The 23,530-nt window shown below is 44.8% G+C and carries 25 protein-coding genes and 3 pseudogenes; 16 read left to right on the top strand and 12 right to left on the bottom strand.

From position 1 onward, the window contains the following. Positions 1-17: 17 nt before the first annotated feature. Positions 18-620, bottom strand: coding sequence for a glycerol-3-phosphate 1-O-acyltransferase PlsY (gene plsY, locus Vt282_RS11980; protein WP_162045529.1), 603 nt, complete (start codon positions 618-620; stop codon positions 18-20). A gap of 135 nt (positions 621-755) precedes the next feature. Here plsY and folB point away from each other — a divergent pair, with 135 nt between their 5' ends. The 11 genes and pseudogenes from folB to rpoS all read left to right on the top strand — a co-directional run bounded on the left by folB (position 756) and on the right by rpoS (position 8,463). Continuing rightward, positions 756-1,109 (top strand): bifunctional dihydroneopterin aldolase/7,8-dihydroneopterin epimerase, encoded by a 354-nt coding sequence (gene folB, locus Vt282_RS11975; RefSeq protein WP_162063479.1) that lies wholly within the window; start codon positions 756-758, stop codon positions 1,107-1,109. After that, positions 1,106-1,588, top strand: coding sequence for a 2-amino-4-hydroxy-6-hydroxymethyldihydropteridine diphosphokinase (gene folK, locus Vt282_RS11970; protein WP_162045531.1), 483 nt, complete (start codon positions 1,106-1,108; stop codon positions 1,586-1,588). Before folB ends, folK begins: the two co-directional genes overlap by 4 nt. Before the next feature lie 26 nt (positions 1,589-1,614). Further along, positions 1,615-2,415: pseudogene (locus tag Vt282_RS11965) on the top strand (undecaprenyl-diphosphate phosphatase). Between the two features lie 107 nt (positions 2,416-2,522). Further along, positions 2,523-2,804, top strand: coding sequence for a cell division protein FtsB (gene ftsB / locus Vt282_RS11960; RefSeq protein ID WP_162045533.1), 282 nt, complete (start codon positions 2,523-2,525; stop codon positions 2,802-2,804). Position 2,805: 1 nt separating this feature from the next. Then, complete coding sequence (gene ispD, locus Vt282_RS11955; RefSeq protein ID WP_167515605.1) at positions 2,806-3,513, top strand: 2-C-methyl-D-erythritol 4-phosphate cytidylyltransferase; 708 nt, start codon at positions 2,806-2,808, stop codon at positions 3,511-3,513. 3 nt (positions 3,514-3,516) lie between these two features. Next, on the top strand, positions 3,517-3,996 hold the full coding sequence (gene ispF, locus Vt282_RS11950) for a 2-C-methyl-D-erythritol 2,4-cyclodiphosphate synthase (RefSeq protein ID WP_162063477.1): 480 nt from the start codon (positions 3,517-3,519) through the stop codon (positions 3,994-3,996). Between the two features lie 44 nt (positions 3,997-4,040). After that, positions 4,041-5,087, top strand: a complete 1,047-nt coding sequence (gene truD / locus Vt282_RS11945) for a tRNA pseudouridine(13) synthase TruD (protein ID WP_162063476.1) — start codon at positions 4,041-4,043, stop codon at positions 5,085-5,087. Between the two features lie 11 nt (positions 5,088-5,098). Beyond that, positions 5,099-5,845 (top strand): 5'/3'-nucleotidase SurE, encoded by a 747-nt coding sequence (gene surE / locus Vt282_RS11940; protein ID WP_162047508.1) that lies wholly within the window; start codon positions 5,099-5,101, stop codon positions 5,843-5,845. Continuing rightward, positions 5,845-6,471: a protein-L-isoaspartate(D-aspartate) O-methyltransferase gene (locus tag Vt282_RS11935; protein ID WP_162063475.1), complete on the top strand. Its 627-nt coding sequence runs from the start codon at positions 5,845-5,847 to the stop codon at positions 6,469-6,471. The genes surE and Vt282_RS11935 overlap by 1 nt, the downstream gene beginning before the upstream one ends. Before the next feature lie 2 nt (positions 6,472-6,473). Continuing rightward, positions 6,474-7,394 (top strand): peptidoglycan DD-metalloendopeptidase family protein, encoded by a 921-nt coding sequence (locus tag Vt282_RS11930; protein WP_162045538.1) that lies wholly within the window; start codon positions 6,474-6,476, stop codon positions 7,392-7,394. Between the two features lie 88 nt (positions 7,395-7,482). Then, complete coding sequence (rpoS, locus tag Vt282_RS11925; protein WP_162063474.1) at positions 7,483-8,463, top strand: RNA polymerase sigma factor RpoS; 981 nt, start codon at positions 7,483-7,485, stop codon at positions 8,461-8,463. A gap of 75 nt (positions 8,464-8,538) precedes the next feature. Here the strand turns inward: rpoS and Vt282_RS11920 are convergent, their stop codons facing one another. After that, positions 8,539-9,813, bottom strand: coding sequence for an HlyC/CorC family transporter (locus Vt282_RS11920; protein WP_162045540.1), 1,275 nt, complete (start codon positions 9,811-9,813; stop codon positions 8,539-8,541). A gap of 170 nt (positions 9,814-9,983) precedes the next feature. Continuing rightward, complete coding sequence (locus tag Vt282_RS11915; RefSeq protein ID WP_162063473.1) at positions 9,984-10,778, bottom strand: cytochrome C assembly family protein; 795 nt, start codon at positions 10,776-10,778, stop codon at positions 9,984-9,986. A gap of 182 nt (positions 10,779-10,960) precedes the next feature. Here Vt282_RS11915 and ffh point away from each other — a divergent pair, with 182 nt between their 5' ends. The 5 genes from ffh (at position 10,961) to rplS (ending at position 14,539) form a co-directional block, all read left to right on the top strand. Then, complete coding sequence (ffh, locus tag Vt282_RS11910; protein WP_162045542.1) at positions 10,961-12,337, top strand: signal recognition particle protein; 1,377 nt, start codon at positions 10,961-10,963, stop codon at positions 12,335-12,337. A gap of 210 nt (positions 12,338-12,547) precedes the next feature. Next, positions 12,548-12,796, top strand: a complete 249-nt coding sequence (gene rpsP / locus Vt282_RS11905) for a 30S ribosomal protein S16 (protein WP_162045543.1) — start codon at positions 12,548-12,550, stop codon at positions 12,794-12,796. Positions 12,797-12,824: 28 nt separating this feature from the next. Further along, the gene (gene rimM / locus Vt282_RS11900) at positions 12,825-13,373 is read left to right on the top strand and encodes a ribosome maturation factor RimM (RefSeq protein WP_075715362.1); all 549 of its coding nucleotides are present in this window, start codon (positions 12,825-12,827) and stop codon (positions 13,371-13,373) included. 27 nt (positions 13,374-13,400) lie between these two features. Beyond that, positions 13,401-14,141 carry a tRNA (guanosine(37)-N1)-methyltransferase TrmD gene (gene trmD / locus Vt282_RS11895; RefSeq protein ID WP_162045544.1) on the top strand — a complete coding sequence of 247 codons (741 nt, stop codon included), beginning with the start codon at positions 13,401-13,403 and terminating at the stop codon, positions 14,139-14,141. A 44-nt stretch (positions 14,142-14,185) separates the two neighbouring features. Beyond that, complete coding sequence (rplS, locus tag Vt282_RS11890; protein ID WP_038173824.1) at positions 14,186-14,539, top strand: 50S ribosomal protein L19; 354 nt, start codon at positions 14,186-14,188, stop codon at positions 14,537-14,539. Between the two features lie 215 nt (positions 14,540-14,754). On the opposite strand, the gene yacG is transcribed toward rplS, so the two are convergent. The 9 genes and pseudogenes from yacG to mutS form a co-directional block, all read right to left on the bottom strand. Further along, positions 14,755-14,985 (bottom strand): DNA gyrase inhibitor YacG, encoded by a 231-nt coding sequence (gene yacG / locus Vt282_RS11885; RefSeq protein WP_162063472.1) that lies wholly within the window; start codon positions 14,983-14,985, stop codon positions 14,755-14,757. A gap of 53 nt (positions 14,986-15,038) precedes the next feature. Continuing rightward, positions 15,039-15,779: a cell division protein ZapD gene (gene zapD / locus Vt282_RS11880; RefSeq protein WP_162063471.1), complete on the bottom strand. Its 741-nt coding sequence runs from the start codon at positions 15,777-15,779 to the stop codon at positions 15,039-15,041. A gap of 34 nt (positions 15,780-15,813) precedes the next feature. Then, complete coding sequence (coaE, locus tag Vt282_RS11875) at positions 15,814-16,422, bottom strand: dephospho-CoA kinase (RefSeq protein ID WP_162063470.1); 609 nt, start codon at positions 16,420-16,422, stop codon at positions 15,814-15,816. Position 16,423: 1 nt separating this feature from the next. Beyond that, positions 16,424-17,293, bottom strand: a complete 870-nt coding sequence (locus Vt282_RS11870) for a prepilin peptidase (RefSeq protein WP_162063469.1) — start codon at positions 17,291-17,293, stop codon at positions 16,424-16,426. A gap of 49 nt (positions 17,294-17,342) precedes the next feature. Then, a complete protein-coding gene (locus tag Vt282_RS11865) occupies positions 17,343-18,560 on the bottom strand; it encodes a type II secretion system F family protein (protein ID WP_162063468.1) in 1,218 nt (405 codons plus the stop codon). Between the two features lie 9 nt (positions 18,561-18,569). Beyond that, a pseudogene (pilB, locus tag Vt282_RS11860) lies at positions 18,570-20,072 on the bottom strand (type IV-A pilus assembly ATPase PilB); the annotation flags it as partial. Positions 20,073-20,100: 28 nt separating this feature from the next. Next, the gene (locus Vt282_RS11855) at positions 20,101-20,247 is read right to left on the bottom strand and encodes a hypothetical protein (protein ID WP_162063467.1); all 147 of its coding nucleotides are present in this window, start codon (positions 20,245-20,247) and stop codon (positions 20,101-20,103) included. Positions 20,248-20,249: 2 nt separating this feature from the next. Further along, a pseudogene (locus tag Vt282_RS21255) lies at positions 20,250-20,708 on the bottom strand (pilin). A gap of 200 nt (positions 20,709-20,908) precedes the next feature. Next, the gene (mutS, locus tag Vt282_RS11840; RefSeq protein ID WP_162063464.1) at positions 20,909-23,476 is read right to left on the bottom strand and encodes a DNA mismatch repair protein MutS; all 2,568 of its coding nucleotides are present in this window, start codon (positions 23,474-23,476) and stop codon (positions 20,909-20,911) included. Between the last annotated feature and the right edge of the window lie 54 nt (positions 23,477-23,530).

The raw sequence follows: 23,530 nt of genomic DNA, 5'->3' as shown, positions 1-23,530 counted from the left end.
AATGATCAAATAGATCCTCAAGCTTGGTTAGGCTTTTTCTCGCCAAGCTTAGGTTCAGTGCCTTCAAATAAACGGCGAATGTTTTGATGATGGCGGAAGATGATCAAGCAGCAAAGCATCGCTACCGGCAGAGTATATTGCGGTTTGATCATCCAGGTGTACATTGGCGTTAGCAGTACAGTGATAATCGCAGCTAGGGACGAATAGCGGAATACTAAAGCGATGATCAGCCAAGTTGCCATCACCATAGCGGTTAAATCGAGACCAATTGGTGCAATCGCGCCAAGTGCAGTAGCGACCCCTTTCCCCCCCTTGAAGTGGAAAAATAGCGGGTACATATGGCCTAAGCAGGCTGCAATCGCGGCAATGCCGAGCATTAATGGTTCGATCTCGAGAAAATAGCCGCCCCAAACAGGAATGGTGCCTTTAAGCATGTCGCATATCAGTACCGCAAGTGCAGCTTTGCGCCCACCAATTCGCAGCACATTGGTGGCTCCAGGGTTGTGGGAGCCAACTTTACGTGGATCGTCTAATTTGAGTACGCGACAAATTAAGACCGCACTTGAGATCGAGCCTAATAAATAGGCTGAAATGATCATGGCAAGTGCTAGTGGGGTCATAAAATGGGTGCTCGATGAAACTGATGTTTGTTTGATATCATATCGTGCTTGCATTGAGCAAACTACTCAAGGTAAACAAATAGTACGATTTTTTATCTTTATTAGGTATCCGACCTGTACAGGAAGCGCTAGAGCATGGACAAAGTATTTATAGAGCAACTTGAAGTGATCACCACGATTGGCGTTTACGATTGGGAGCAAGGCATCAAACAAAAGCTAGTGCTTGATATTGAGATGGCACATGACAATCGTAAAGCAGGTAAAAGTGATGATGTGGCAGATGCATTAGATTATGCGCAAGTTAGTCAAGCGGTGATCGAGCATATTGTTAATGGTCGCTTTTTGCTAGTCGAGCGAGTCGCAGAGGAAATTGCTGAATTGATTATGACTCGCTTTAGTGTGCCGTGGATTAAGATTCGTCTGACCAAGCCTAGTGCAGTGCCTCAAGCAAAAGGTGTCGGTGTGGTGATTGAACGAGGGCAAATATGATCACTGCCTATATCGGTATTGGTTCAAATTTAGAACGAGAAAAACATATCAACGCTGCGATTGTTGAATTGTCTCATATTGGAGAAATTAGCCGTCTTTCAAACATCTATGAGAGTGAAGCGGTTGGTTTTGCGGGTGAGCCTTTTTACAATCTCGTGGTCGAAATGAAAACCGATATGGGATTGACAGACTTTTCACATGCCCTGCGTAAAATTGAGTTGAAGTTAGGGCGTAAAGCGAATGCGGCTAAGTTTGAGCCACGCACGTTAGACTTGGATATTGTTTTGTTTGGTGAGCAAACTTCAGAGCAAAATCCAACCGTGCCACGTAGCGATATTTATCAGTATGCGTTTGTCATCCAACCTCTTTATGAATTATGTCCTGATTTGGTTGTCCCAAATGACGGGCAAACTATCGCGCAGATTTATCACCAAGCGAAGCACATTGATTCGCTCAAGAAAATCGCGCTTTGGTTTTAACAATATATTTCTTTAATGAGTACACAATGAGTTATTTAGAAGCGTTTTATTGGCTTTAATTCAAGGTTTGACTGAGTTTTGCAATTTCTAGCTCTGCGCATTTGATTCTGCCTTCTGCGGTATTTGGATGGCCAGATCAGGGCTTGGCATTTGATGTTGCAGTTCATGTCGGAACGCTAGCGGCTGTGATGATTTATTTCCGTGCTGAAGTGGTAAGTTTGCTTTCGGCATTTTTCGCTTCGATTTTTAAAGGTGATCGAAGTAAAGAAGCTAAATTGGCTTGGATGATTCTATTGGCCACCATTCCAGCGTGTATCTTCGGGCTATTAATGAAGGATATCGTTGAGGTTTATTTACGTAGTGCTTGGGTACTCGCGACCACGACCGTAATTTTTGGTTTGTTACTGTGGTATGTCGACAGAAACGCGAGCTTGGTGAGTGATGAATACCAAGCGGGTTGGAAGAAAGCGCTATTCATTGGCTTAGCACAAGCGATGGCAATTATTCCGGGCACTTCACGCTCTGGAGCGACCATTACAGCGGCATTGTACCTTGGATTTACTCGTGAAGCGGCTGCACGTTTTTCGTTCCTAATGTCGATTCCAATCATTCTTTTGGCGGGTGGTTATCTTGGCCTTGAGCTTGTTACCAGTGGTGAGCCAATTCACTATGGCTTCTTGCTGACAGGGATTTTAACTTCGTTTGTGAGTGCATACTTTTGTATTCACTTTTTCTTGAAGGCAATTGCGCGCATTAGCATGACTCCATTTGTCATTTATCGCCTGATTCTTGGTTTTGGCTTATTGGCATTCTTAGCGTTTAATTAATCCATTCCCTATATCTTCTATAAAAAGGCCACATAACCCAATCTCGCGCCCAATGCGACATTGTGGTATATATGTGGTCTTTCTTTTTTCTTCTCTAACAAAATTTTATGCGAGTTTTAGCACTGACATTATTGTTACTCCTTGGCTGGCTTCAGTACACCTGGTGGCTAGGAAAAAATGGAATGACTGATTATCAGACAGTTAGTTCAGAGATCGAGGTTCAGCAACAAGTTAATGGCAATTTAACGGCGCGTAATACCGAGATGTTTGCTGAGATTGACGATTTGCGCCAAGGGTTAGATGCCATTGAAGAGCGCGCGAGACACGAACTCGGCATGGTAAAAGAAGGTGAAACCTTCTACCGCATGATTGGAGAGGAACACCAGTAACATGACAGCAATAACCACTCAAGGCATCGTTGCGATAGTTCCCGCCGCAGGTGTCGGCAGTCGTATGAAAGCCAACAAACCTAAGCAATATCTGATGATTGGGCAGAAGACGGTGCTTGAGCATACTGTCGACAAGTTGCTTGCACATCAACAGATCAGCCAAGTCGTTGTAGCAATTACTGAAGGCGATCCCTATTTCCCAGAGCTGAGTATTGCTGCTCACCCACAAGTCGTGCGTGTTTCCGGGGGAAAAGAGCGTGCAGATTCCGTGTTGTCAGCGCTGCGATATGTCGCCGAGCAGAAGCTAAGCAAATGGGTAATGGTGCATGATGCAGCTAGACCTTGTTTACGTGCGTCGGATTTAGATACGCTGATTGAAGTGGCATCTGTGCATCCTGTTGGCGGTATCTTGGCAACACCGGTGCGCGATACTATGAAACGCGCAAATGGAAATCACGATATTGACCATACCGTTGAGCGTAGCGATTTGTGGCATGCTCTGACCCCGCAAATGTTTAAGGCAGAGCAATTGGTTGAGACCCTGTCAAAGGCTTTGGCGGCAGGTGCTATCATTACTGATGAAGCATCAGCATTGGAGTGGGCGGGCTTTCAACCTGCGCTTGTCCAAGGGGCAGCTGACAATATAAAGATTACTCAACCAGAAGATCTCGCATTAGCTGAGTTCTACTTACAGAGAAATATAGGATAACCCATGATGCGAATTGGACACGGTTTTGACGTACATAAATTTGGTGGCGAAGGTCCTGTGATTATCGGTGGCGTTGCCATTCCTTATGAACAAGGTTTGGTCGCCCATTCGGATGGTGATGTCGCTTTACATGCTTTAAGTGATGCATTGCTAGGTGCTATTGCTGCCGGTGACATCGGTCGACATTTTCCAGATACCGATGATAAGTGGAAAGGGGCAGATAGCCGTATGCTATTGCGTGATGTGTATCGCCGCGTGAAAGAGCAGGGTTATGTAATCGGCAATGCGGATGTCACCATCATGGCCCAAGCACCAAAGATGGCTCCTCATATTGAGAGCATGTGCGCAGCAATTGCTGAAGATTTAGAAACAGGAATTGGTAATGTAAATGTCAAGGCAACAACAACAGAACGCCTTGGCTTTACTGGCCGAAAAGAGGGCATCGCATGTGAAGCGGTGGTGCTACTAGTTAAACAAAATTAATCAAAATCGTTTGTTGTTCATATCAACAAGCGGTGGAATACAACATGTCAGACATTTTATCTTCGCTCGCTTATTTAAATGGCAAGCCAACCGCGCAAGGCAAACTTAAGTTAAAGCCGGAGCACTTCCAAGTATATGAAGATCTAGGTTTCGATTTCACCGGTGAAGGTGAACACCTGATGGTACGTATTCGCAAAACGGGTGAAAATACCAGTTTTGTCGCCAATGAATTGGCAAAAGCGTGTGGTGTAAAATCGAAAGATGTCAGCTGGGCGGGCCTTAAAGATCGCCATGCAGTGACAGAGCAGTGGCTGAGCGTGCATTTACCAAAAGGTGAAACGCCAGACTTTACGGAATTTTTGGCTCAATACCCATCGATCGAAATTGTAGCGACAGATCGCCACAACAAAAAATTGCGCCCTGGTGATTTGGTGGGTAATGAATTTGTTGTCACTATGGCTGAAGTGACGAATGTGGCAGAGGTGGTGACACGTCTAGAAAACATCGCTCAAACTGGTGTGCCAAATTACTTTGGTAGTCAGCGTTTTGGTCATGATGGTAATAACGTAACTGAAGCGCGCCGTTGGGGACGTGAAAATGTTCGCACGCGCAATCAGAATAAGCGCAGCCTGTATTTATCAGCGGCACGTTCTTGGATTTTTAATGCCATCGTTTCTGCGCGTATTGAGCAAGGCGTTTTTGCCCAAGCGGTAGAGGGTGATTTGCTGCAAGCGGGTCGTGACTTACTCCCTGTTGAACAAGCCAATATCGCCGATATGATTGAAAAGGTCATGGCAGGCGAATACCTCATTACCGCTGCGTTAGCCGGTGATAATGTGCTGCCGACACAAGCTAAAGCTCTGGAATTAGAGCAGCCACAATTAGATGCAGAACCTGATCTTATGGCACTGATTCGTGGCAACCGTATGCGCCATGATCGCCGTGAGATTGCTTTGAAACCACAAAACCTAACATGGAGTGTGGAAGATAATGACATCACTCTGCGTTTCGCGCTTGATGCAGGTTGTTTTGCAACTGCGATAGTTCGCGAGCTAATCGAAGAAATTGAAGTGGAGCGCAGTTACGAATGAGTGACACTCGCCTGAGAATATTGTTGAGTAACGACGATGGCGTGCACGCCGAAGGTATTCACTCTCTAGCTCAAGCTCTCAGTCCTTTTGCCGACATAACTATTGTGGCGCCAGATCGAAATCGCTCCGGTGCCTCAAATTCATTAACGCTGGAACAGCCATTGCGTGTAAATGAAATTGCGCCCAATACTTATTCAGTGCAAGGTACGCCAACGGATTGTGTGCATTTTGCATTAAATGAGCTAATGAAAGATGACTTGCCTGACTTGGTATTGTCGGGCATCAATCACGGTGCAAATTTAGGCGATGATGTACTGTATTCTGGTACTGTTGCCGCTGCGATGGAAGGGCATTTTTTAGGTGTGCAAGCCATCGCTTTGTCATTAGCCGGCAAAGTCAATTTTGCTACGGCAGCACAAGTCGCGATTGAGTTAGTTGAGCAACATCTCAAACAACCAATTCCGACGAATCGTCTATTAAACGTCAATATTCCTGATCGTCGCTATGCCGATCTAGCCGGTACTCAAGTGACGCGTTTAGGTGCTCGTCATCACGCCGAAGATATGATCAAGCAGAAAGATCCGCGTGGACATGATATTTATTGGCTTGGGCCTCCAGGTAAAGAGCAAGATGCAGGAGAAGGGACGGATTTTTATGCGATAGAACAGGGTTTTGTGTCTATCACTCCGCTCCAAGTTGATTTGACGGCTCATGAGTCAATCGGCGCAATGTCTCAATGGTTAAAGGGTAGTAAATAATGGTCAATCCACATGCCGACAAATTAATGCAGTTTCTTGTCGCGAGTGGCATTCAAAATCAAGCGGTATTGGAAGCAATTCATCGCTTACCGCGAGAGAGCTTTGTTTCTGCAGCAATGCAACATCAAGCGTACGATAATAATGCGCTGCCAATTGGCCATGGACAAACGATCTCTCAGCCATATATTGTGGCGAAAATGACGGAAATGCTCGAACTAAAACGCGGTAGCAAAGTTCTAGAAGTAGGCACTGGTTCGGGTTTTCAAACCGCAGTTCTCGCTCAGTTGGTGGATCACGTTTACTCAATTGAGCGTATAAAGGCGTTGCAATGGGATGCCAAGCGTCGCTTAAAACAGCTTGATATCTATAACGTTTCAACCAAACATGGTGATGGCTGGCAAGGTTGGGCGGCTAAAGCGCCGTTTGATGCGATCATCGTGACCGCTGCTGCCGAGAGTGTTCCAAATGGTTTACTGGAACAGCTTAGTGACGGTGGCATTATGGTGATTCCAGTTGGTGTGGATGAACAGCAATTGCTAAAAATTACCCGAAAGGGACAAGAATATCTGTCAGAGATGATAGAAATGGTACGTTTTGTTCCACTGGTTGCAGGTGATCTCGCTTAATCATGCTTTCTAAGTCTAATTCATTATTGACGCTGGTTTTAAGTTGCACTCTCGTTGGGTGTGCTCCTCATTCCCCCGCACCAGTATCAAGTATAAATAAAGATTATGACTCAATTTCTCGCGGCAGTTATCGCGGCAGTTACTATCAAGTTGAAAAGGGCGATACTCTCTATTTTATATCTTATGTCACAGACAAAGATGTAAAGGAGATTATTCGTTACAACAAATTGCAACCTCCGTACACTATTTACCCTGGCCAAAAGCTGAAGTTGTGGCAGCCTGCCTATCAGGCTCCAGCGTATGCTGGGACTGGCGCAGGAGTTGCGTCAACTAAAGCGGCGGCAGCCTCTTCGACTGTTGCTGCCGCAAAAGCGAGCAGTTCGAGTAAAAACTCGAATCAACAAGTTAGAAAACAAAGCACAAACAATACTAAACCAGTAGCGCATAAAACTGCTACAAAAGGGGTTGATCAATCTAAACCAAAGGAGTATGTTGGCACTAACGGTAAACAAAATGTTAACAAAAAAGTCAATAACACGACATCTAGTAACGTTAAGGTTACCAAGTGGTTATGGCCAACTAAAGGGAGAGTGATTAAAAACTTTTCGGCGGGAGACCAAGGAAATAAAGGGATTGATATAGCAGGTCAACGCGGTCAATCAATAGTATCCACAGCTGCCGGCACCGTCGTTTATTCAGGAAATGCACTAAGAGGTTATGGAAACCTCGTGATAATAAAACATAACGATAAATTTTTGAGCGCGTATGCTCACAACGACCAGTTGCTAGTAAAAGAAGGTCAAAGTGTTAAATCAGGCCAAAAAATTGCAACTATGGGTAGTTCAGGAACCAACAGTGTTCGCTTGCACTTTGAAATTCGCTATGAAGGTAAGTCGGTCAATCCGAAGCGTTACTTGCCGTAGACGTTACTTATCAATAATTTGCTAGAAGAGATCCATCAAGGACATTAGATGTATTCAATGTCTTGCTAGCTCGCCAGGGGGAGGCGCTATGAGTATCAGCAACACAGCAGCAAAAGTCGAAGAGTTTGATATCGAAAACATGGAAGGTTTTGATGTCGAGGAACAACTCAGCGGAAAATCATCATCTACAGAAACTGTTAAAGAAGAATTCGAGGTTTCAACCAAAAACCTTGATGCAACCCAACTCTATTTAGGAGAAATTGGTTTTTCTCCACTCCTAACTGCAGAAGAAGAAGTACTCTACGCTCGACGTGCATTGCGAGGCGATGAAGCGGCACGTAAGCGCATGATTGAGAGTAACTTGCGTTTAGTTGTGAAAATTTCTCGACGTTATAGCAACCGTGGTTTAGCACTGCTCGATTTAATTGAAGAAGGTAATCTTGGTTTGATTCGTGCGGTAGAGAAGTTCGACCCTGAAAGAGGCTTCCGTTTTTCTACTTACGCTACATGGTGGATTCGTCAAACTATTGAACGTGCGCTAATGAATCAGACTCGTACGATTCGCCTACCTATTCATGTGGTGAAAGAGTTAAACATTTACTTGCGTACTGCGCGTGAACTGTCGCAAAAGCTTGATCATGAGCCAACGGCTGAAGAGATCGCTACTCAATTGGATAAGCCAGTAGAAGATGTGAGCAAAATGCTACGTCTTAATGAGCGCATTAGCTCGGTAGATACACCAATCGGTGGTGATGGTGAAAAAGCGCTGCTTGATATCATCCCTGATGTGAATCACTCAGATCCTGAAGTGTCGACGCAAGATGATGACATTAAAGATTCGTTGATAGGCTGGTTAGATGAGTTAAACCCTAAGCAGAAAGAAGTTTTGGCGCGCCGTTTTGGATTGCTAGGGTACGAGCCTTCAACACTGGAAGAAGTCGGTCGTGAAATTAATCTTACTCGCGAGCGAGTTCGCCAAATTCAGGTAGAAGGTCTACGTCGACTACGTGAGATTCTAGTTAAGCAAGGCCTTAGCATGGAAAACCTATTTAGCATCGAAGATGACTAATAAGGTGACGAAAATTTGTTGTAGAAACGCCTTGGTTTTCCAAGGCGTTTTGTTTCGGGCGTAGATGAAAAGTACTTAGCTAACTTTCTTTATTTTGGGAAAGACTTTAACCAGTTTTATTTTGTTTTCTTCTAGCTCTACGATTTCCATTGGGTGACCGCACACTTGAACGCTAAGGTGACTTTCGGGAATATCTTCTAAATGTTCCAATAACAAGCCATTGAGTGTTCTCGGGCCATCGGTAGGCAGTTTCCACTTTAAACCTTTATTGATATCGCGAATATTGGCGCTGCCTTCAATTAAAAAACTGCCGTCACTTTGCGGCACAATTTCTTCTGACAGGCTTGGGGATATAGATGTGGTAAATTCACCGACAATTTCTTCTAAAATATCTTCCAGAGTAATCAAGCCAACAATATCGCCGTATTCGTCGACGATTAAACCGATACGTTGCTTTTTACGTTGAAATTTTAGTAGCTGCACATTAAGTGGTGTACCTTCTGGAATAAAGTAAACCTCATCAGCCGCACGTAATAATCGTTCTTTCGTGAACTCATTTTTCTCTAGCATCAAACGAGAAGCTTCGCGTAGGCGTAGCATGCCAACCACTTCATCGATTTGATCGCGATAAAGCACTATACGGCCATGAGGAGAATGAGTAACTTGGCGAATGATGGACTTCCAGTCATCATTGATATTGATGCCGGTGATTTCGTTACGTGGCACCATAATGTCATTGACGGTGACGTTTTCTAAATCGAGTATCGAAACCAACATATCTTGGTGACGACGTGGAATAAGGCTACCCGCTTCATTGACGACAGTGCGCAACTCTTCCGAGCTCAGATGGTCTTCCTCTTCGTGTTTAGTCTTAACCCCGAGTAAACGAATAAAACCGTTGGTAATAAAGTTCACCAACATTACCAGTGGTGAAAGTAGCTTCATTAATATAGAGAGAAGAATACTGCTGGCATAAGAGACTCGCTCTGGATAGAGCGCGGCGATGGTTTTTGGGGTGACTTCAGCAAAGACTAGTATCACCAAGGTGAGAACACCAGTGGCAATAGCCACACCAATATCCCCGTATAAACGCATACCGAGAATCGTTGCGATGGCCGAAGCCAGAATATTAACTAAGTTGTTGCCGATGAGGATCAGACCAATCAGTCTATCTGGGCGGTCGAGTAGTTTTTCTACTCGCTTAGCGCCTTTATGGCCACTATTGGATAGGTGTTTTAAGCGATAGCGGTTCAGAGCCATCATCCCTGTTTCTGAGCCTGAAAAATAACCTGAAATGACAATCAGACACGCGAGTAGCGCAAACAAGATACCCGTTGATATGTCGTCCAAAACTTACCTGTTGGTTGTGATATTTAGCTTAATTTATGACCTAACTGAATGAGTAAGTCAATGGTGAAAGTCCCGATTTCTTAGCTACAAAAAAAGGTGCAAATTGCACCTTTTCTATTTGATTGACTCAATACTCGCTCAGTCCGCATTGAGACGATGAATGATAGCCGTTAGTTAAGAATAATCTCGCGCACAAAGCGGCTACCGAAATAGGCGAGGGTGAGTAGTGTTGCGCCAGCAATAGCAAACCAAGTCACTTTTTTACCACGCCAACCTTTTTGGTAATGACCCCAAATCAATATCGAATAAATGATCCACGCAATAAAAGAGAGAATCCCTTTGTGAGCCTTACCTTGGGCAAACATATCGTGCACAAAGGTAAAACCGGTAATCAATGTGGCGGTTAGCAGTGCGGTACCAATCAAAATGATCTTAAACAGTTGACGTTCAATCAGCATCAGTGGTGGCACGTTAGGATTAATCACTAACGCTTTTTTTGCTTTAAGGCGATTGTCTAACCAAGCCAATTGCAGCGCATAGAGCGCGCCAATGGTTAGGGTAGAGTAGGAGAACAGTGCCAACGAAATGTGAATCAGTAGTTTTGGATCATTTTCAAAATGGGTGATGTAACTGCTTGGTAGTAGGTTTGCCGCCAACAAGTTAATGGCTGCAAAACTGTAAACCACAGGCAGAATAAACCACAAGCGAGCTTTAAACATCGCAGTGCTCATCACTAGCGAAATAATGAAGCTAATTAATGAGGCGACGTTGAGAATACTGAGGTTTTGCCCGGCACCAGAAAAAATAAGATCGCTCAATGACCAAGCGTGAAACAGCAACGCTAGGACGGCACTAACCAAAACGGTTTTTGCTCGAATGCCGGTTTGATGAACCAGACCAGGGATGATGGTGGCAATCGCTAGGATATAAAGGATTGCTGCGCTTACTGCGACTAAGTTGTCCATTACTCTCGATTAAGCTGGTGGATTTTTAACAAATTATACCTTGCTACGCACTTTTGGGCTATGGGGGATAGGCAAGGAATTGTGCAAGATGAGATATCTAATTCCAATCGACTAGTGCCAAGCAAGGGTTGGCTAAGGTATACTCAAGGGAATTGATCGCCGAATTTAGCGAAGAGAACAAGATGTTTGAGAATTTAACGGATCGCTTGTCCCGTACCCTGAAAAACATCAGCGGTAAAGGACGTCTTACAGAAGACAATATCAAAGAGACTTTGCGTGAAGTGCGCATGGCACTATTGGAAGCCGACGTGGCTTTGCCAGTAGTCCGTGAGTTTATTAATCGCGTTAAAGAGAGTGCAGTTGGTGTCGAGGTATCTAAATCTCTGACTCCAGGCCAAGAGTTTATTAAAATCGTTCAAGCTGAGCTTGAAGCGGTTATGGGTGAGTCGAACGAGGCATTAAACCTTGCCGCTCAGCCGCCAGCAGTCATTTTGATGGCCGGTTTACAAGGTGCGGGTAAAACCACATCGGTAGGTAAGCTATCTAAACTATTAAAAGAGCGTGATAAGAAGAAAGTTCTGGTTGTATCTGCCGACGTATACCGTCCTGCAGCGATCAAGCAGCTAGAAACTCTAGCGACCGATATCGGTGTTGATTTCTTCCCTTCATCTCCAGATCAAAAGCCAATCGATATTGCTAATGCAGCTATCGATCATGCGAAGAAGAAATTCTACGATGTATTGGTAGTCGATACCGCAGGTCGTCTTGCGGTTGATGAGCAGATGATGGCAGAGATTAAAGATCTGCACGCTGCAATTACCCCAGTAGAGACCCTGTTTGTGGTTGATGCCATGACAGGTCAAGATGCGGCGAACACGGCGAAAGCGTTTGGTGATGCACTGCCGTTAACCGGTGTAATTCTGACGAAAGTTGATGGTGATGCACGTGGTGGTGCAGCGCTGTCAGTGCGTCATATTACCGGCAAGCCAATCAAGTTCTTGGGTGTTGGTGAGAAGACCGATGCGCTAGAACCATTCCACCCAGACCGTGTGGCATCACGCATTCTTGGTATGGGTGATGTGCTGTCGCTGATTGAAGATCTACAACGCAACGTAGACCATGAAAAAGCAGAAAAACTAGCGAAAAAGTTCAAAGAGAAGAAAGGTTTCGATTTAGAAGACTTCCGTGAACAGCTGGGGCAAATGCAAAACATGGGCGGCATGATGGGTATGCTAGATAAACTACCAGGTATGTCTCAGCTACCAGCCGACGTAAAAGACAAAGTGGACGACAAGATGTTCAAGCAGATGGAAGCGATCATCAATTCCATGACCATGAAAGAGCGTCAACGTCCTGAACTCATAAAAGGTTCACGTAAAAAACGTATTGCCGCTGGTTCTGGTGTGCAAGTACAAGATGTGAATCGTCTACTTAAACAGTTCACTCAGATGCAGAAGATGATGAAGAAGATGCAGAAGGGTGGAATGAAAGGCATGATGCGCAACATGCAAGGCATGATGGGCGGCATGGGCGGTGGTTTCAATCCATTCGGCCGATAAGCCTTTTAAGTCGACAGAAGTTTCAAGGTGTTAGCTATATCACATACTTATTTGCCAATTTGTGGTGGTGAAAAAATAGCTAAAGACCTTGCATTGCTCCGGAATAAGAGTAAAATTCCGGAGCTTTATTTTGGCACGGACCCCAAACTGTTTACTGATTTGAACGGTTATTGGGGTTAATTTTATTTTTGAGAAAGCAAAGAGGACGACATGGTAACCATTCGTTTGGCACGTCACGGCGCTAAAAAGCGTCCATTTTATCAAATCGTAGTTGCGGACAGCCGTAACGTATCAACTGGCCGTTTCATCGAGAAAGTTGGTTTCTTTAACCCAACTGCTCAAGGTCAAGAAGAAGGTCTACGTCTAGACCTAGACCGCGTTAACCACTGGGTTGGTCAAGGCGCGTCTCTATCTGACCGCGTTGCTAAGCTAGTTAAAGACGCTCAAAAAGCGGCTTAATTCTTTACCAAGAAGAAGAAATTAGCTTATGTCGATGAAAGGTAAAGAAACAATGAGCGATGACAAGATTGTTGTAGGCAAGTTTGGTGCTACTTACGGCATTCGTGGTTGGCTTAAAGTTTTTTCCTACACAGACAATGCTGAAAACATCTTTGATTACAGCCCTTGGTTTTTAAACCAAAAAGGCGAGTGGGTTGAGTACAAAGTTGAAAGCTGGAAACGTCATGGTCAAGGCTATGTATGTAAGCTAGCGGGTTTGGATGTGCGCGAAGAAGCGCAACTTCTAACGAACTTTGAAATTGCTATCGACCCTGCGGTACTACCAGAATTGTCATCAGAAGAATTCTATTGGCGTGAATTGTTTGGTATGCAAGTAGTAACCACTAAAGGTTACGACCTAGGTGTTGTTTCTGACATCCTAGAAACTGGCTCAAACGATGTTTTGGTTGTTAAAGCAAATCTAAAAGATGCTTTCGGGCAAAAGGAACGACTAATTCCGTTCCTTACAGAGCAAGTGATCATCAAAGTTGATCGCGAAGCTCAACGGATCGAAGTTGACTGGGATCCTGGATTCTAATCACCCCAATTACAGAGCGAGATAAACATGTGGGTTGGCGTTATTAGCCTTTTTCCTGAAATGTTCCGTTCTGTTACTGATTTTGGGGTAACAGGTCAAGCGGTTAAAAAAGGTCTTTTGTCGATTGAGACATGGAATCCTCGAGATTTCACTCATGACAAACATCGCACTGTTGATGATAGACCTTACGGTGGTGGTCCTGGCATGTTGATGATGGTGCAGCCTTTGCGCGATGCCATTCATACGGCCAAACAGGCATCACCGGGTAAGACGAAAGTCATTTACCTATCACCTCAAGGTCGTAAGCTCGACCAACAAGGGGTTGAAGAGCTGGCAACAAACGAGAACTTGCTTCTTATTTGTGGTCGCTATGAAGGGGTAGATGAGCGCATCATTCAATCCGAAGTTGACGAAGAATGGTCAATTGGTGATTTTGTGATGACGGGGGGAGAAATCCCAGCCATGACGTTAATTGACTCAGTCTCAAGGTTTATTCCTGGAGTGCTTGGAGACTTTGCGTCAGCAGAAGAAGATTCTTTTGCGAATGGCTTGTTAGATTGCCCTCACTATACGCGCCCTGAAGTGTTGGATGGCAAAGAAGTACCAGCGGTACTGATGTCAGGCAATCATAAGGACATTCGTCGCTGGCGATTACAACAATCGCTGGGCCGTACTTGGCTGAGAAGACCAGAGCTTCTGGAAAACCTAGCTCTGACTGACGAACAGGAACAATTACTGGCTGAGTTCATTAAAGAACATCAAGCTTAGTAACCTAATTTATTTAGTATCAGTTTATTCTAGAATTTATTAAAATGAGTAACATCATCAAGGCTCTTGAAGAAGAGCAAATGAAATCAGGCCTACCTAAATTTGCACCAGGTGACACTGTTGTAGTTCAAGTTAAGGTAAAAGAAGGTGAACGTGAGCGTCTACAGGCTTTTGAAGGCGTTGTAATCGCAATCCGTAACCGTGGTCTACACTCAGCATTCACTGTACGTAAGATCTCTAACGGTGAAGGTGTTGAGCGTACGTTCCAAACACATTCTCCTATCGTTGATAGCATTGAAGTTAAACGCCGCGGTGCAGTACGTCGTGCCAAACTGTACTACCTACGTGAGCGTTCTGGTAAGTCAGCTCGTATCAAAGAGAAACTTGCTAAGAAGTAATGCTATAACTAGCGTTCTCATAGTATTAGCGGAGGCCATTTGGTCTCCGCTTTTTTATTTGGGCTTATAACGGGTTATTTTCCTTTCTAGCGTCGTTATCGGTGCTCATTTACTCACGTAAACTCCGCTCCACTGCCTAGCTAGAACTGAAAATCCTGCCGTTCTAAGCTCAAAATATCGTTTGAAAATTATTCTCAAATCTTATCTCTACATTCTCATTTCAGCTCTGATTTTATCGAAGCGTTCGATTCATAATACTGATCTTCCGACCAGCCATCGCTATCGGACATATCCGGTGCACCAGCAATGCTGTTTTCTTCGTCTGCCCATTCGCCAAAATCAATCATTTGGCACTTTTTGCTACAGAATGGACGGAAAGGGCTTTGCTCACCCCAAATAACTTCGGTGCCACATTGCGGGCAGGCGACTTTGGTAATCTTGCTCATAACACAGTAATTAGTTTAATAAGTTAAATGCAGTATAACGGTTCAATGGTGAATTAGCAGCAAACCGCCAATTCAAATTGGATATCGCCTGTATAGGCTTGGCCAGTTTTGAATTCGATAAATTTAATCGCGAAGCGATTTTTGTGACCAGAAATCATTGGAAACACGCTGTAGTGCATCGGAATGTTTAGCCTCAGGATGTTCGCTTCTTCGGCATCACTTTGATAGAAGGCGTTATGCGCAACGATTATTTGAGAGTAACCGGTTTCGCGGGTTAAACGTAGCCATAACCTGAGAGCATTGGATAGTGAGCTTAATGACTCCATCCAACCGCGTGCATCTTGCTGCTTTTGTTTACAGGGTAAATGCAACCAATGGTGAAGGGCCGGTAAATCGAAGCAGCATGCGCCACCTGGCAAGTTAAATCGCTGACGAATAGTGCTAAGAAAACGATCTTCTTTAAGGCTTTGGCCAAAGCGTTCCGCGTTCATCAATTCACTATGGGCTTGGTCTACTTCTTGCAAAATTTTGCGCAGCATCTCTTGGTCAACCCCTTCGACATTCAGCCAATTACGGTAGGTGAGGCGCTGTTTTTCGATGTCTTTTGCCAATTCACTTTTTAGCTGGATCTGTTCAAAGATTTCCAATAAATCGAACAGAGCACGAAAAAAGTTCAAGTGTTGCAAATCGTCGCTGAATCGTGATGACACATCCAATTGATGCAACAACGCCTCTACACGGAGATAGATGCGAGTTTTCTCATTTAAAGGATGTTCAAAGTACTGTGTGGTCATCGCGATATAGCCTTGGCAGTTAGACGTCCTATTCTCACTGATTTGCCATGCTCATTTCTAGGTACTTTTTATGTAATTTTGCGACTTGGGGCAAAAGTTGTTGGTTTTGTGAACTGTTCGTGATCACGTCATCAGCAATTGCTAGTCGTTCTGCGCGGCTGGCTTGTGAACGTAAAATCGATTCTGCTTGTTCACGAGAGACGCCATCGCGATTAACCGTGCGCTGAATTTGCATTTCTTCGTCAACATCGACCACTAAAATATGGTCAGCCAATTGTTGTAGATTATTTTCAACCATCAACGGGATGACTAGCAAAGCGTAGTCCGACTGAACTTGCTGCAACTGAATTTGCATCGACTCTCGAATCATTGGATGTAAAAGAGAGTCTAGCCATTGCTTTTCTTTGATATCGGTAAAAATAATTTCTCGTAGAGCGGCGCGATTCAGCGTGCCATCATCCCAGAGAATATTTTTACCATAACGGGCGCAGATGGCTTGCAACCCTGCGCTACCCGGTTCAACGACCTCTCGAGCCACAATGTCGGCATCGACAATGTCGATCGTATATTGGTCACGAAACAGATTCGCAACGGTAGTTTTGCCGCTGGCAATACCACCAGTGAGTCCGATGACTAAAGTCATACTAAGCCCCTAGAAGAAATTGATAGTAGTGAGTGAGAATTTGCTCGCCCCATAGCGCCGCAACCCAACCTGCAATTGCAAGATAAGGACCAAAAGGGAAGGCCATTTCAATGCCTTTCTTTTGCATTCTCAACTGAATAATACCAAAAACTAATCCAACTAAAGAGGAGAGTAAAATAATCATGGGCAAATATTGCCAGCCTAACCAAGCCCCAAGCGCTGCAAGGAGTTTGAAATCACCATAGCCCATGCCTTCTTTACCTGTGAGTAATTTGAATGCCCAATAGACACTCCACAAACATAAATAACCAGCAATGGCGCCGATGATTGAGTCTTGTAGGCTAACAGGGCTAATTTGCAATAGAGCTAAACTGATGCCGCCCCACATTAAAGGTAGGGTTAACTGATCTGGCAGCAGCATGGTATCAAGATCAATAAAGGTGGCTGTGACCAGAACAAAAGTAAAAAATAGTAGTGCGATCGCAAAGTAGCTAAAGCCATATTGCAGCGCGACTAGCAAGCAAAGACTGGCCGTTAAGGTTTCAACAAGTGGGTAACGAACACTGATCTTAGTGTGGCACTGGTGGCATTTGCCTTTTAGCATTAGCCAGCTAATCACGGGGATATTATCAATAGCTCGCAATTGATGATTGCAACTTGGGCAAGCAGAGCGTGGTACGCTCAGGTTATAGACACCACTCTCGACACTCAGATTGGCCTCAGGAAAGCTTTCTTGGCACTCTTTACGCCATTCACGTTCCATCATGATCGGTAAGCGATGGATGACAACATTGAGAAAACTACCGACGATCAAACCGAAAACCGTGGCTAATAATGGAAATAGCCACGGGTAAAGCGTAAAAACAGCCATATACAACTCAATTGCTTTATGAAGAAGAGGGAAATTGTAAACGGCTATCTTAGCCTATAACACTCATCAAGTTAAAGATTGGTAAATAGATCGCAACTACTAGGCTACCGACTACCAAACTTAAGAATACGATGATCATAGGCTCAAGAATTTTACCTAAATTATCGACGGTATCATCAATCTCAATTTCATAAATGGTGGCGACTTTATTGAGCATCTCATCTAAGCGGCCAGACTCTTCACCGATCATCACCATTTGTAGTGTCATTTCAGGAAAGACATTACTGTGGCGCATCGCCAAATACAAAGGCATACCAGCTGCTGTGTCTTGGTGTACCGTTTCCAGTGCCGTTTGATAGTGCAATTGGTTTGCAGTGCGAGCAGAGGTCTTTAAACAAGATAGAATCGGAATACCTGCCCCAAAACTGGTCGCGAGCGTCCGGCTAAACTTCGCGATGGCGGCTTTTGATATTACGGTGCCAATAACGGGAATTCGTAGGCTTAGTCGACTCAATGCCAATCTAAATCTATAAGAGCGTTTACTGAGTATTTTTACAACGATGACCGTGGTAGCAATAAGACTGAACAGAAACAGACTGTAGTCTTGGGTGAAATCGGAGACTTTAAGTACTTGTTGAGTAAACCAAGGTAACTCTGAACCGAAGCCAACAAACATATCTTCAAATTGGGGGATTACCATGGTGAGCATCAAATAGCTTACCACCAAGGCAACCAACATAACCATGCTTGGGTAGATCATTGCTTTGACCACTTTAGCCCTTAGTTGCTCGGACTTTTCTCGATAAGTTGCAATACGTTTAAATACTTCGCCAAGGTTACCGGATGCTTCGCCTGAAGCGACGAGGTCGATATACAATGCATCAAAATGAGGGCTAACTTTTAAGGATGTAGATAGGGGTGTACCTGATTCAATGCTTTTACAGATCGAGAGCAGTAACGATTTCATTTCTGCTTTTTGATGGTTATCCGCCACTAACTTAAATGCCTGAATGATCGGAATACCGGTATTGATCATGGTTGAAAGCTGACGCGTCAGTAAGGTGATGTCTTTCCCTTTGATCTTTTCAAAATGCTTACGGAAAAATGAAACGTTGCGTGGTACAAGGCTCTTCACTCGCACTTTTTGCTGTTTGAGTTTGTCACGTACTTCGGATTCGGTCAGTGCCAAAATATAGCCAGAGGCAGGTTTACCTGCACTGTTAACTCCGCGCCAGCGGTAGTTTTTTAATTCAATTGGGCGCTTCATTTACCTCTCCTAAGCGAAAAATAGCACGCGTCGTAGCTCTTCAATACTGGTCAAGCCTTGAACCAAATTCTCGATGCCGGACATTTGTAGGGTGGACATGCCTTGTTTAATTGCAAGGGCTTCAATATCAACCGCGCTCTTACTCTCCAAAATCGCTTTTTTTAGGGCATGGTTAATGTCCATGACTTCAAATAAACCTAATCGTCCCGAGTAGCCGCTGTTACAGTGATCGCATCCCGCTTTATTGTTGCGATAAATAATTTGTTCAGGTTCAAGGCCTAGCTGAGAGCTTAATGCGATATCGAGTTTGACGGGTTGCTTGCAGTGTTTGCATAAGCGGCGCACCAGTCGCTGCGCGATAACGAGTGTGAGCGACGATGCGATGTTATAGGGTTGAATGCCCATATTCTGCAGACGCACTAAGGTCTCTGCCGCTGAGTTGGTATGTAATGTAGAGAGCACCAAGTGGCCGGTTTGCGACGCTTTAATCGCAATTTCTGCAGTTTCTAAGTCGCGAATTTCCCCAACCATGACAATATCTGGGTCTTGACGTAGAAATGAGCGCAGTGCGGCGGCAAAGTCAAAACCAATTTGTGGTTGGACTTGTACTTGGTTAATGCCGGGTAAGTTGATTTCAACCGGATCTTCCGCGGTTGCAATATTAACTTGCGGCGTGTTAAGAATATTTAAGCCGGTATACAGCGACACGGTTTTACCACTTCCGGTTGGGCCGGTCATGAGGATCAAGCCTTGTGGCTTTTTAAGTGCTTTTAGATAGAGCTGTTTTTGTAGCTCGCTATAACCGAGTTTATCGATATCAAGTTGTGAAGCACTGCTGTCTAATAGACGCAGTACCACTTTTTCTCCCCATAACGTTGGCAGGGTAGATACGCGCATATCGATAGCAATTTGCTCGCTGAGTCTTAATTTTGTGCGACCATCTTGGGGTAAGCGGCGCTCAGCGATATCCAAATTAGAGAGAATTTTTACCCGCGTAGACAAACGTCGTCCAAGCTGAACAGGTGGTTGGTGTGTTTCAAGTAAAATACCATCGCAGCGCAGGCGAATGCGGTAGTCATGTTCATAAGGTTCAAAGTGAATATCTGACGCGCCTTTACGTACTGCCTCTAAGAGTACTTGGTGGATATAACGGCTAACCGGCGCTTCATCTTGGCTTAAGTCTTCAAGACTGCCTAGCTCATCGTCAGTAAGATTAACTAAGCTTTCGAGTTCAGTAGAGTTGATCTCTTTTTTGTTAGAGCCTTTGGCACCAATATTACGCCCGTAAAGGGTATTGATCGCTTTTCGTATTGCTCCTAGATCGGCAATAACAAGCTCAATTGGTACGCCAGTCGCGAAGCGAAACTCCTCAATCACCTCTTCTTCGGTGGGGTCGCTGACCGCCAACACTAATGCGTGGCTATTGCGTTCAACGGGAATGGTTTGAAATTTTTGTATCAGTGAGCTTAAGCCCAGTTCATTACAGAGCTTTTCATACTCATAATCATTAATCTGAACTAGAGCTGAAATACTCGGCTGGTTAATTGGGCAAAGTCGGCGCTGCTAATGGGGCAAAGATATCATCTGGGCTGATATCTGGGCTGTCTGTCAATGCAGAAAAGCGGTGAGCGAGATTTTCATCTAACTCACCACTGTTTAATAAAATATTAATCAGTGAATTATTCACGATTAGTCAGGACAGTATTCTGTTTGGTCTTTTGAGCCGTCGTTACAAGTGGCAACCAAGTTAAACCCTGATCACTATATGTAGAAGTCAGAATGTACTTTTCACCAGCCGCAATTGGACCTTTACCACCCGTGCCAGCAACCGCTTCTACAGCAACGCCAGCGGATGCCGCTTTGCTGTTACGATAATATTGTTTAGCGCAATAGAAGGAACACTTGAACCAGCTTTAGTAACACAGTTACCCATAAAATCAGTTACATTTCCGGCTTCTTCATGTGCGCATAATTCAACCGCCAACTTTACTGAAGACGCCACTTTAGAAACTCCGCTAGAGTCGCTTTTTTGGTGTAATTTTGATAAGCAGGTACGGCAAAGGCAGTCAAAATACCAATAATCGCCACTACAATCATCAATTCAATAAGGGTAAAACCACGCTGTACTTTTTTAGAGTAGTTATGCATAACAATCTCCGAGATTTGTTAATAAATTCGGGCTGATCATGGGGCGGGATGGGGAATGAAAGAATGTTGCTCAGTATTTATTCCGAGCCGCTAATAAAATAAAACTTTGGGTTTACAGGCTGTTACTTAAAATTTCGAGGCGGATCGCTGTTGCTAATGCGAAAGTTAAGAAAAGCCGCACTTAAAGTGCGGCTTTTGAATTAGAGCAATTTTTTCAAACGATAGAGCTCTTCTAGTGCTTGACGCGGTGTAAGGTCATCAGGGTCGATATTAGCCAGAGCTTCTTCCACTTCACTTGGCTCAGGAATCAGGCTGAGCTGATTAGCAATATCGACAGCACTACTGCGTGGCGCAGTGACATCGGTGGCATGACTAAGCAGCTCAAGTTGTGACAGCTTCGCACGCGCTTGCTTGATTACCGCTTTTGGCACACCTGCAAGTCCAGCAACGGCCAAACCATAAGACTTACTTGCTGCGCCTTCTTGTACGGCATGCATAAAGGCAATGCTGTCACCATGTTCAACCGCATCGAGGTGCACGTTCGCTAGATGGGCAATTTGGTTTGGCAGCTCAGTCAGCTCAAAGTAGTGCGTTGCAAATAGGGTTAATGCACCAATTTGCTTGGCTAGCCATTCGGCACTCGCCCAAGCAAGAGAAAGACCATCATAAGTGCTGGTACCACGACCAATCTCATCCATCAAAACTAGGCTGCGCTCGGTAGCATTGTGCAAAATGTTCGCAGTTTCGGTCATTTCTACCATAAAGGTTGAGCGACCGGAGGCGAGATCATCCGAGGCACCAATACGAGTAAAGATGCGATCAATAGAACCAATTTGTGCCGATTCTGCGGGTACGTAAGAGCCAATATGCGCCATTAAAGCAATCAACGCCGTTTGACGCATATAGGTTGATTTACCACCCATGTTCGGGCCGGTAATGATCAACATCTTACGCTGAGCGTTCAGCTCAATTGGGTTGGCAATAAATGGTTCATTCATTACTTGCTCAACCACCGGGTGACGACCGGCCTTAATCGTAATACCCGGATTTTGGCTCAGGGTTGGGCGGCAGTAATCGAGGTTATCGGCACGTTCTGCGAGGTTTTGCAATACATCTAATTGCGATACCGCAGAGGCGAGATTTTGCATTTGCTCTAAATGAGGAAGTAGTAAATCAAATAGCTCTTCCCATAGTTTTTTCTCGACTGATAGCGCCTTTGATTTGGAGTTAAGTACTTTGTCTTCGTGCTCTTTCAGCTCAGGAATAATGTAACGTTCCGCATTTTTCAGCGTTTGGCGTCGCACATAATGGGCCGGTACGAGGTGGCTTTGACCACGGCTCACCTGAATATAGAAACCGTGAACTGCGTTATAACCCACTTTTAGAGTGTCGATATCGTGACGTTCACGCTCTTCTCGTTCTAATTTTTCAAGGTACTCTGTCGCACCATCAGCCAGATCTCGCCATTCATCAAGTTCGGCGTTATAGCCGGAGGCAATCACACCGCCTTCACGGATGACTACCGGTGGATTTTCTTTGATCGCTCGTTCAAGCAGATCGCACACCTCATCCATTGGCGCTGCATATTGAGCTAATTTAGCTAAGTATGGATGGTTGAGTGATGCCAATACACTCGCTAAGTCAGGCAGTTGCTGCATCGCATGGCGCAAACGAGCCAAATCGCGTGGGCGAGCAGAGCGCAGTGCTAGACGAGCTAAGATACGCTCGATATCGCCAATCTGTTTTAATACCGGCTGTAAATCGCAAAATAGGCTCAGATCTTTAATGTCTGTGATGGCATCCAAGCGTTGATTGAGGGTATCAATGCAGCGCATCGGTTGATGTAACCAGCGTTTGAGCATGCGGCTACCCATTGGTGTCGCCGTTTTATCGAGTACTTCTGCCAGCGTATTGTCCAGACCGCCGCTAAGGTTTTGCGTGATTTCAAGGTTACGGCGCGTAGCGGCATCCAAAATGACCGAGTGGTCTTGGCGATCAAACGTCAGCGAGCGAATGTGTGGTAGGGCAGTACGTTGAGTGTCTTTGACGTACTGAATCAAACAGCCAGCGGCACATAAACCTAGCTTGGCTTGTTCAACGCCAAAGCCCACCAGATCACGCGTACCAAATTGTTGATTGAGTTGCTGCTTGGCGGTATCAATTTCAAATTCCCATATCGGACGACGACGGTTACCGCTGCGTGATGACATCAAATGCACAGGTTCGAAGTCTTCGGGAAATAGCAGTTCACGTGGCGAGGTGCGTTGCAACTCTGCCGCCATGGCTTCTTCGGTTTCTGGTTCGGTCAACTGAAAGCGGCCAGAGGTAATATCAAGTGTGGCGTAGCCGAATTTACCGTTGTGGTGATAGATAGCCGCAATCAGGTTGTCCACTCGCTCTGAAAGAAGAGCCTCATCGGTGACTGTTCCAGGCGTTACAATACGCACCACTTTACGCTCGACAGGGCCTTTACTGGTCGCTGGGTCGCCTACTTGTTCGCAGATCGCAACAGATTCACCCAGTTGGACTAATTTCGCAAGGTAACCTTCGACCGCATGGTAAGGAACGCCCGCCATAGGAATAGGTTCACCAGCGGAAGAGCCACGCTTAGTTAATGAAATATCCAACAATTGAGAGGCTTTTTTGGCATCATCATAGAAAAGCTCATAAAAGTCTCCCATACGATAAAACAATAAAATGTCAGGATTTTCTGCCTTCAACTTTAAATATTGTTGCATCATAGGAGTGTGTGTTTGTTCGGCTTTCACGGCTAACTTCTTTCGTTTATAACAATTGCCGCTTAGGATACGTGAATCGTACTC

Origin of the sequence: Vibrio taketomensis (assembly GCF_009938165.1) — a bacterium.
Taxonomy (GTDB): domain Bacteria; phylum Pseudomonadota; class Gammaproteobacteria; order Enterobacterales; family Vibrionaceae; genus Vibrio; species Vibrio taketomensis.
Note: the sequence above shows the minus strand (reverse complement) of the source record. Positions and strands in the feature narration are given on the sequence as shown.

What these genes read in the sequence shown, in the direction of transcription:
- plsY (WP_162045529.1), bottom strand. Translation starts at nt 620, where the DNA reads ATGACCCCACTAGCACTTGCCATGATCATTTCAGCCTATTTATTAGGC.
- rpoS (WP_162063474.1), top strand. Translation starts at nt 7,483, where the DNA reads ATGAGTATCAGCAACACAGCAGCAAAAGTCGAAGAGTTTGATATCGAA.
- Vt282_RS11870 (WP_162063469.1), bottom strand. Translation starts at nt 17,293, where the DNA reads ATGGCTGTTTTTACGCTTTACCCGTGGCTATTTCCATTATTAGCCACG.
- folB (WP_162063479.1), top strand. Translation starts at nt 756, where the DNA reads ATGGACAAAGTATTTATAGAGCAACTTGAAGTGATCACCACGATTGGC.
- coaE (WP_162063470.1), bottom strand. Translation starts at nt 16,422, where the DNA reads ATGACTTTAGTCATCGGACTCACTGGTGGTATTGCCAGCGGCAAAACT.
- ispF (WP_162063477.1), top strand. Translation starts at nt 3,517, where the DNA reads ATGATGCGAATTGGACACGGTTTTGACGTACATAAATTTGGTGGCGAA.
- Vt282_RS11935 (WP_162063475.1), top strand. Translation starts at nt 5,845, where the DNA reads ATGGTCAATCCACATGCCGACAAATTAATGCAGTTTCTTGTCGCGAGT.
- yacG (WP_162063472.1), bottom strand. Translation starts at nt 14,985, where the DNA reads ATGAGCAAGATTACCAAAGTCGCCTGCCCGCAATGTGGCACCGAAGTT.
- truD (WP_162063476.1), top strand. Translation starts at nt 4,041, where the DNA reads ATGTCAGACATTTTATCTTCGCTCGCTTATTTAAATGGCAAGCCAACC.
- zapD (WP_162063471.1), bottom strand. Translation starts at nt 15,779, where the DNA reads ATGACCACACAGTACTTTGAACATCCTTTAAATGAGAAAACTCGCATC.
- Vt282_RS11915 (WP_162063473.1), bottom strand. Translation starts at nt 10,778, where the DNA reads ATGGACAACTTAGTCGCAGTAAGCGCAGCAATCCTTTATATCCTAGCG.
- Vt282_RS11865 (WP_162063468.1), bottom strand. Translation starts at nt 18,560, where the DNA reads ATGAAGCGCCCAATTGAATTAAAAAACTACCGCTGGCGCGGAGTTAAC.
- Vt282_RS11930 (WP_162045538.1), top strand. Translation starts at nt 6,474, where the DNA reads ATGCTTTCTAAGTCTAATTCATTATTGACGCTGGTTTTAAGTTGCACT.
- ispD (WP_167515605.1), top strand. Translation starts at nt 2,806, where the DNA reads ATGACAGCAATAACCACTCAAGGCATCGTTGCGATAGTTCCCGCCGCA.
- rplS (WP_038173824.1), top strand. Translation starts at nt 14,186, where the DNA reads ATGAGTAACATCATCAAGGCTCTTGAAGAAGAGCAAATGAAATCAGGC.
- ffh (WP_162045542.1), top strand. Translation starts at nt 10,961, where the DNA reads ATGTTTGAGAATTTAACGGATCGCTTGTCCCGTACCCTGAAAAACATC.
- rpsP (WP_162045543.1), top strand. Translation starts at nt 12,548, where the DNA reads ATGGTAACCATTCGTTTGGCACGTCACGGCGCTAAAAAGCGTCCATTT.
- ftsB (WP_162045533.1), top strand. Translation starts at nt 2,523, where the DNA reads ATGCGAGTTTTAGCACTGACATTATTGTTACTCCTTGGCTGGCTTCAG.
- folK (WP_162045531.1), top strand. Translation starts at nt 1,106, where the DNA reads ATGATCACTGCCTATATCGGTATTGGTTCAAATTTAGAACGAGAAAAA.
- rimM (WP_075715362.1), top strand. Translation starts at nt 12,825, where the DNA reads ATGTCGATGAAAGGTAAAGAAACAATGAGCGATGACAAGATTGTTGTA.
- trmD (WP_162045544.1), top strand. Translation starts at nt 13,401, where the DNA reads ATGTGGGTTGGCGTTATTAGCCTTTTTCCTGAAATGTTCCGTTCTGTT.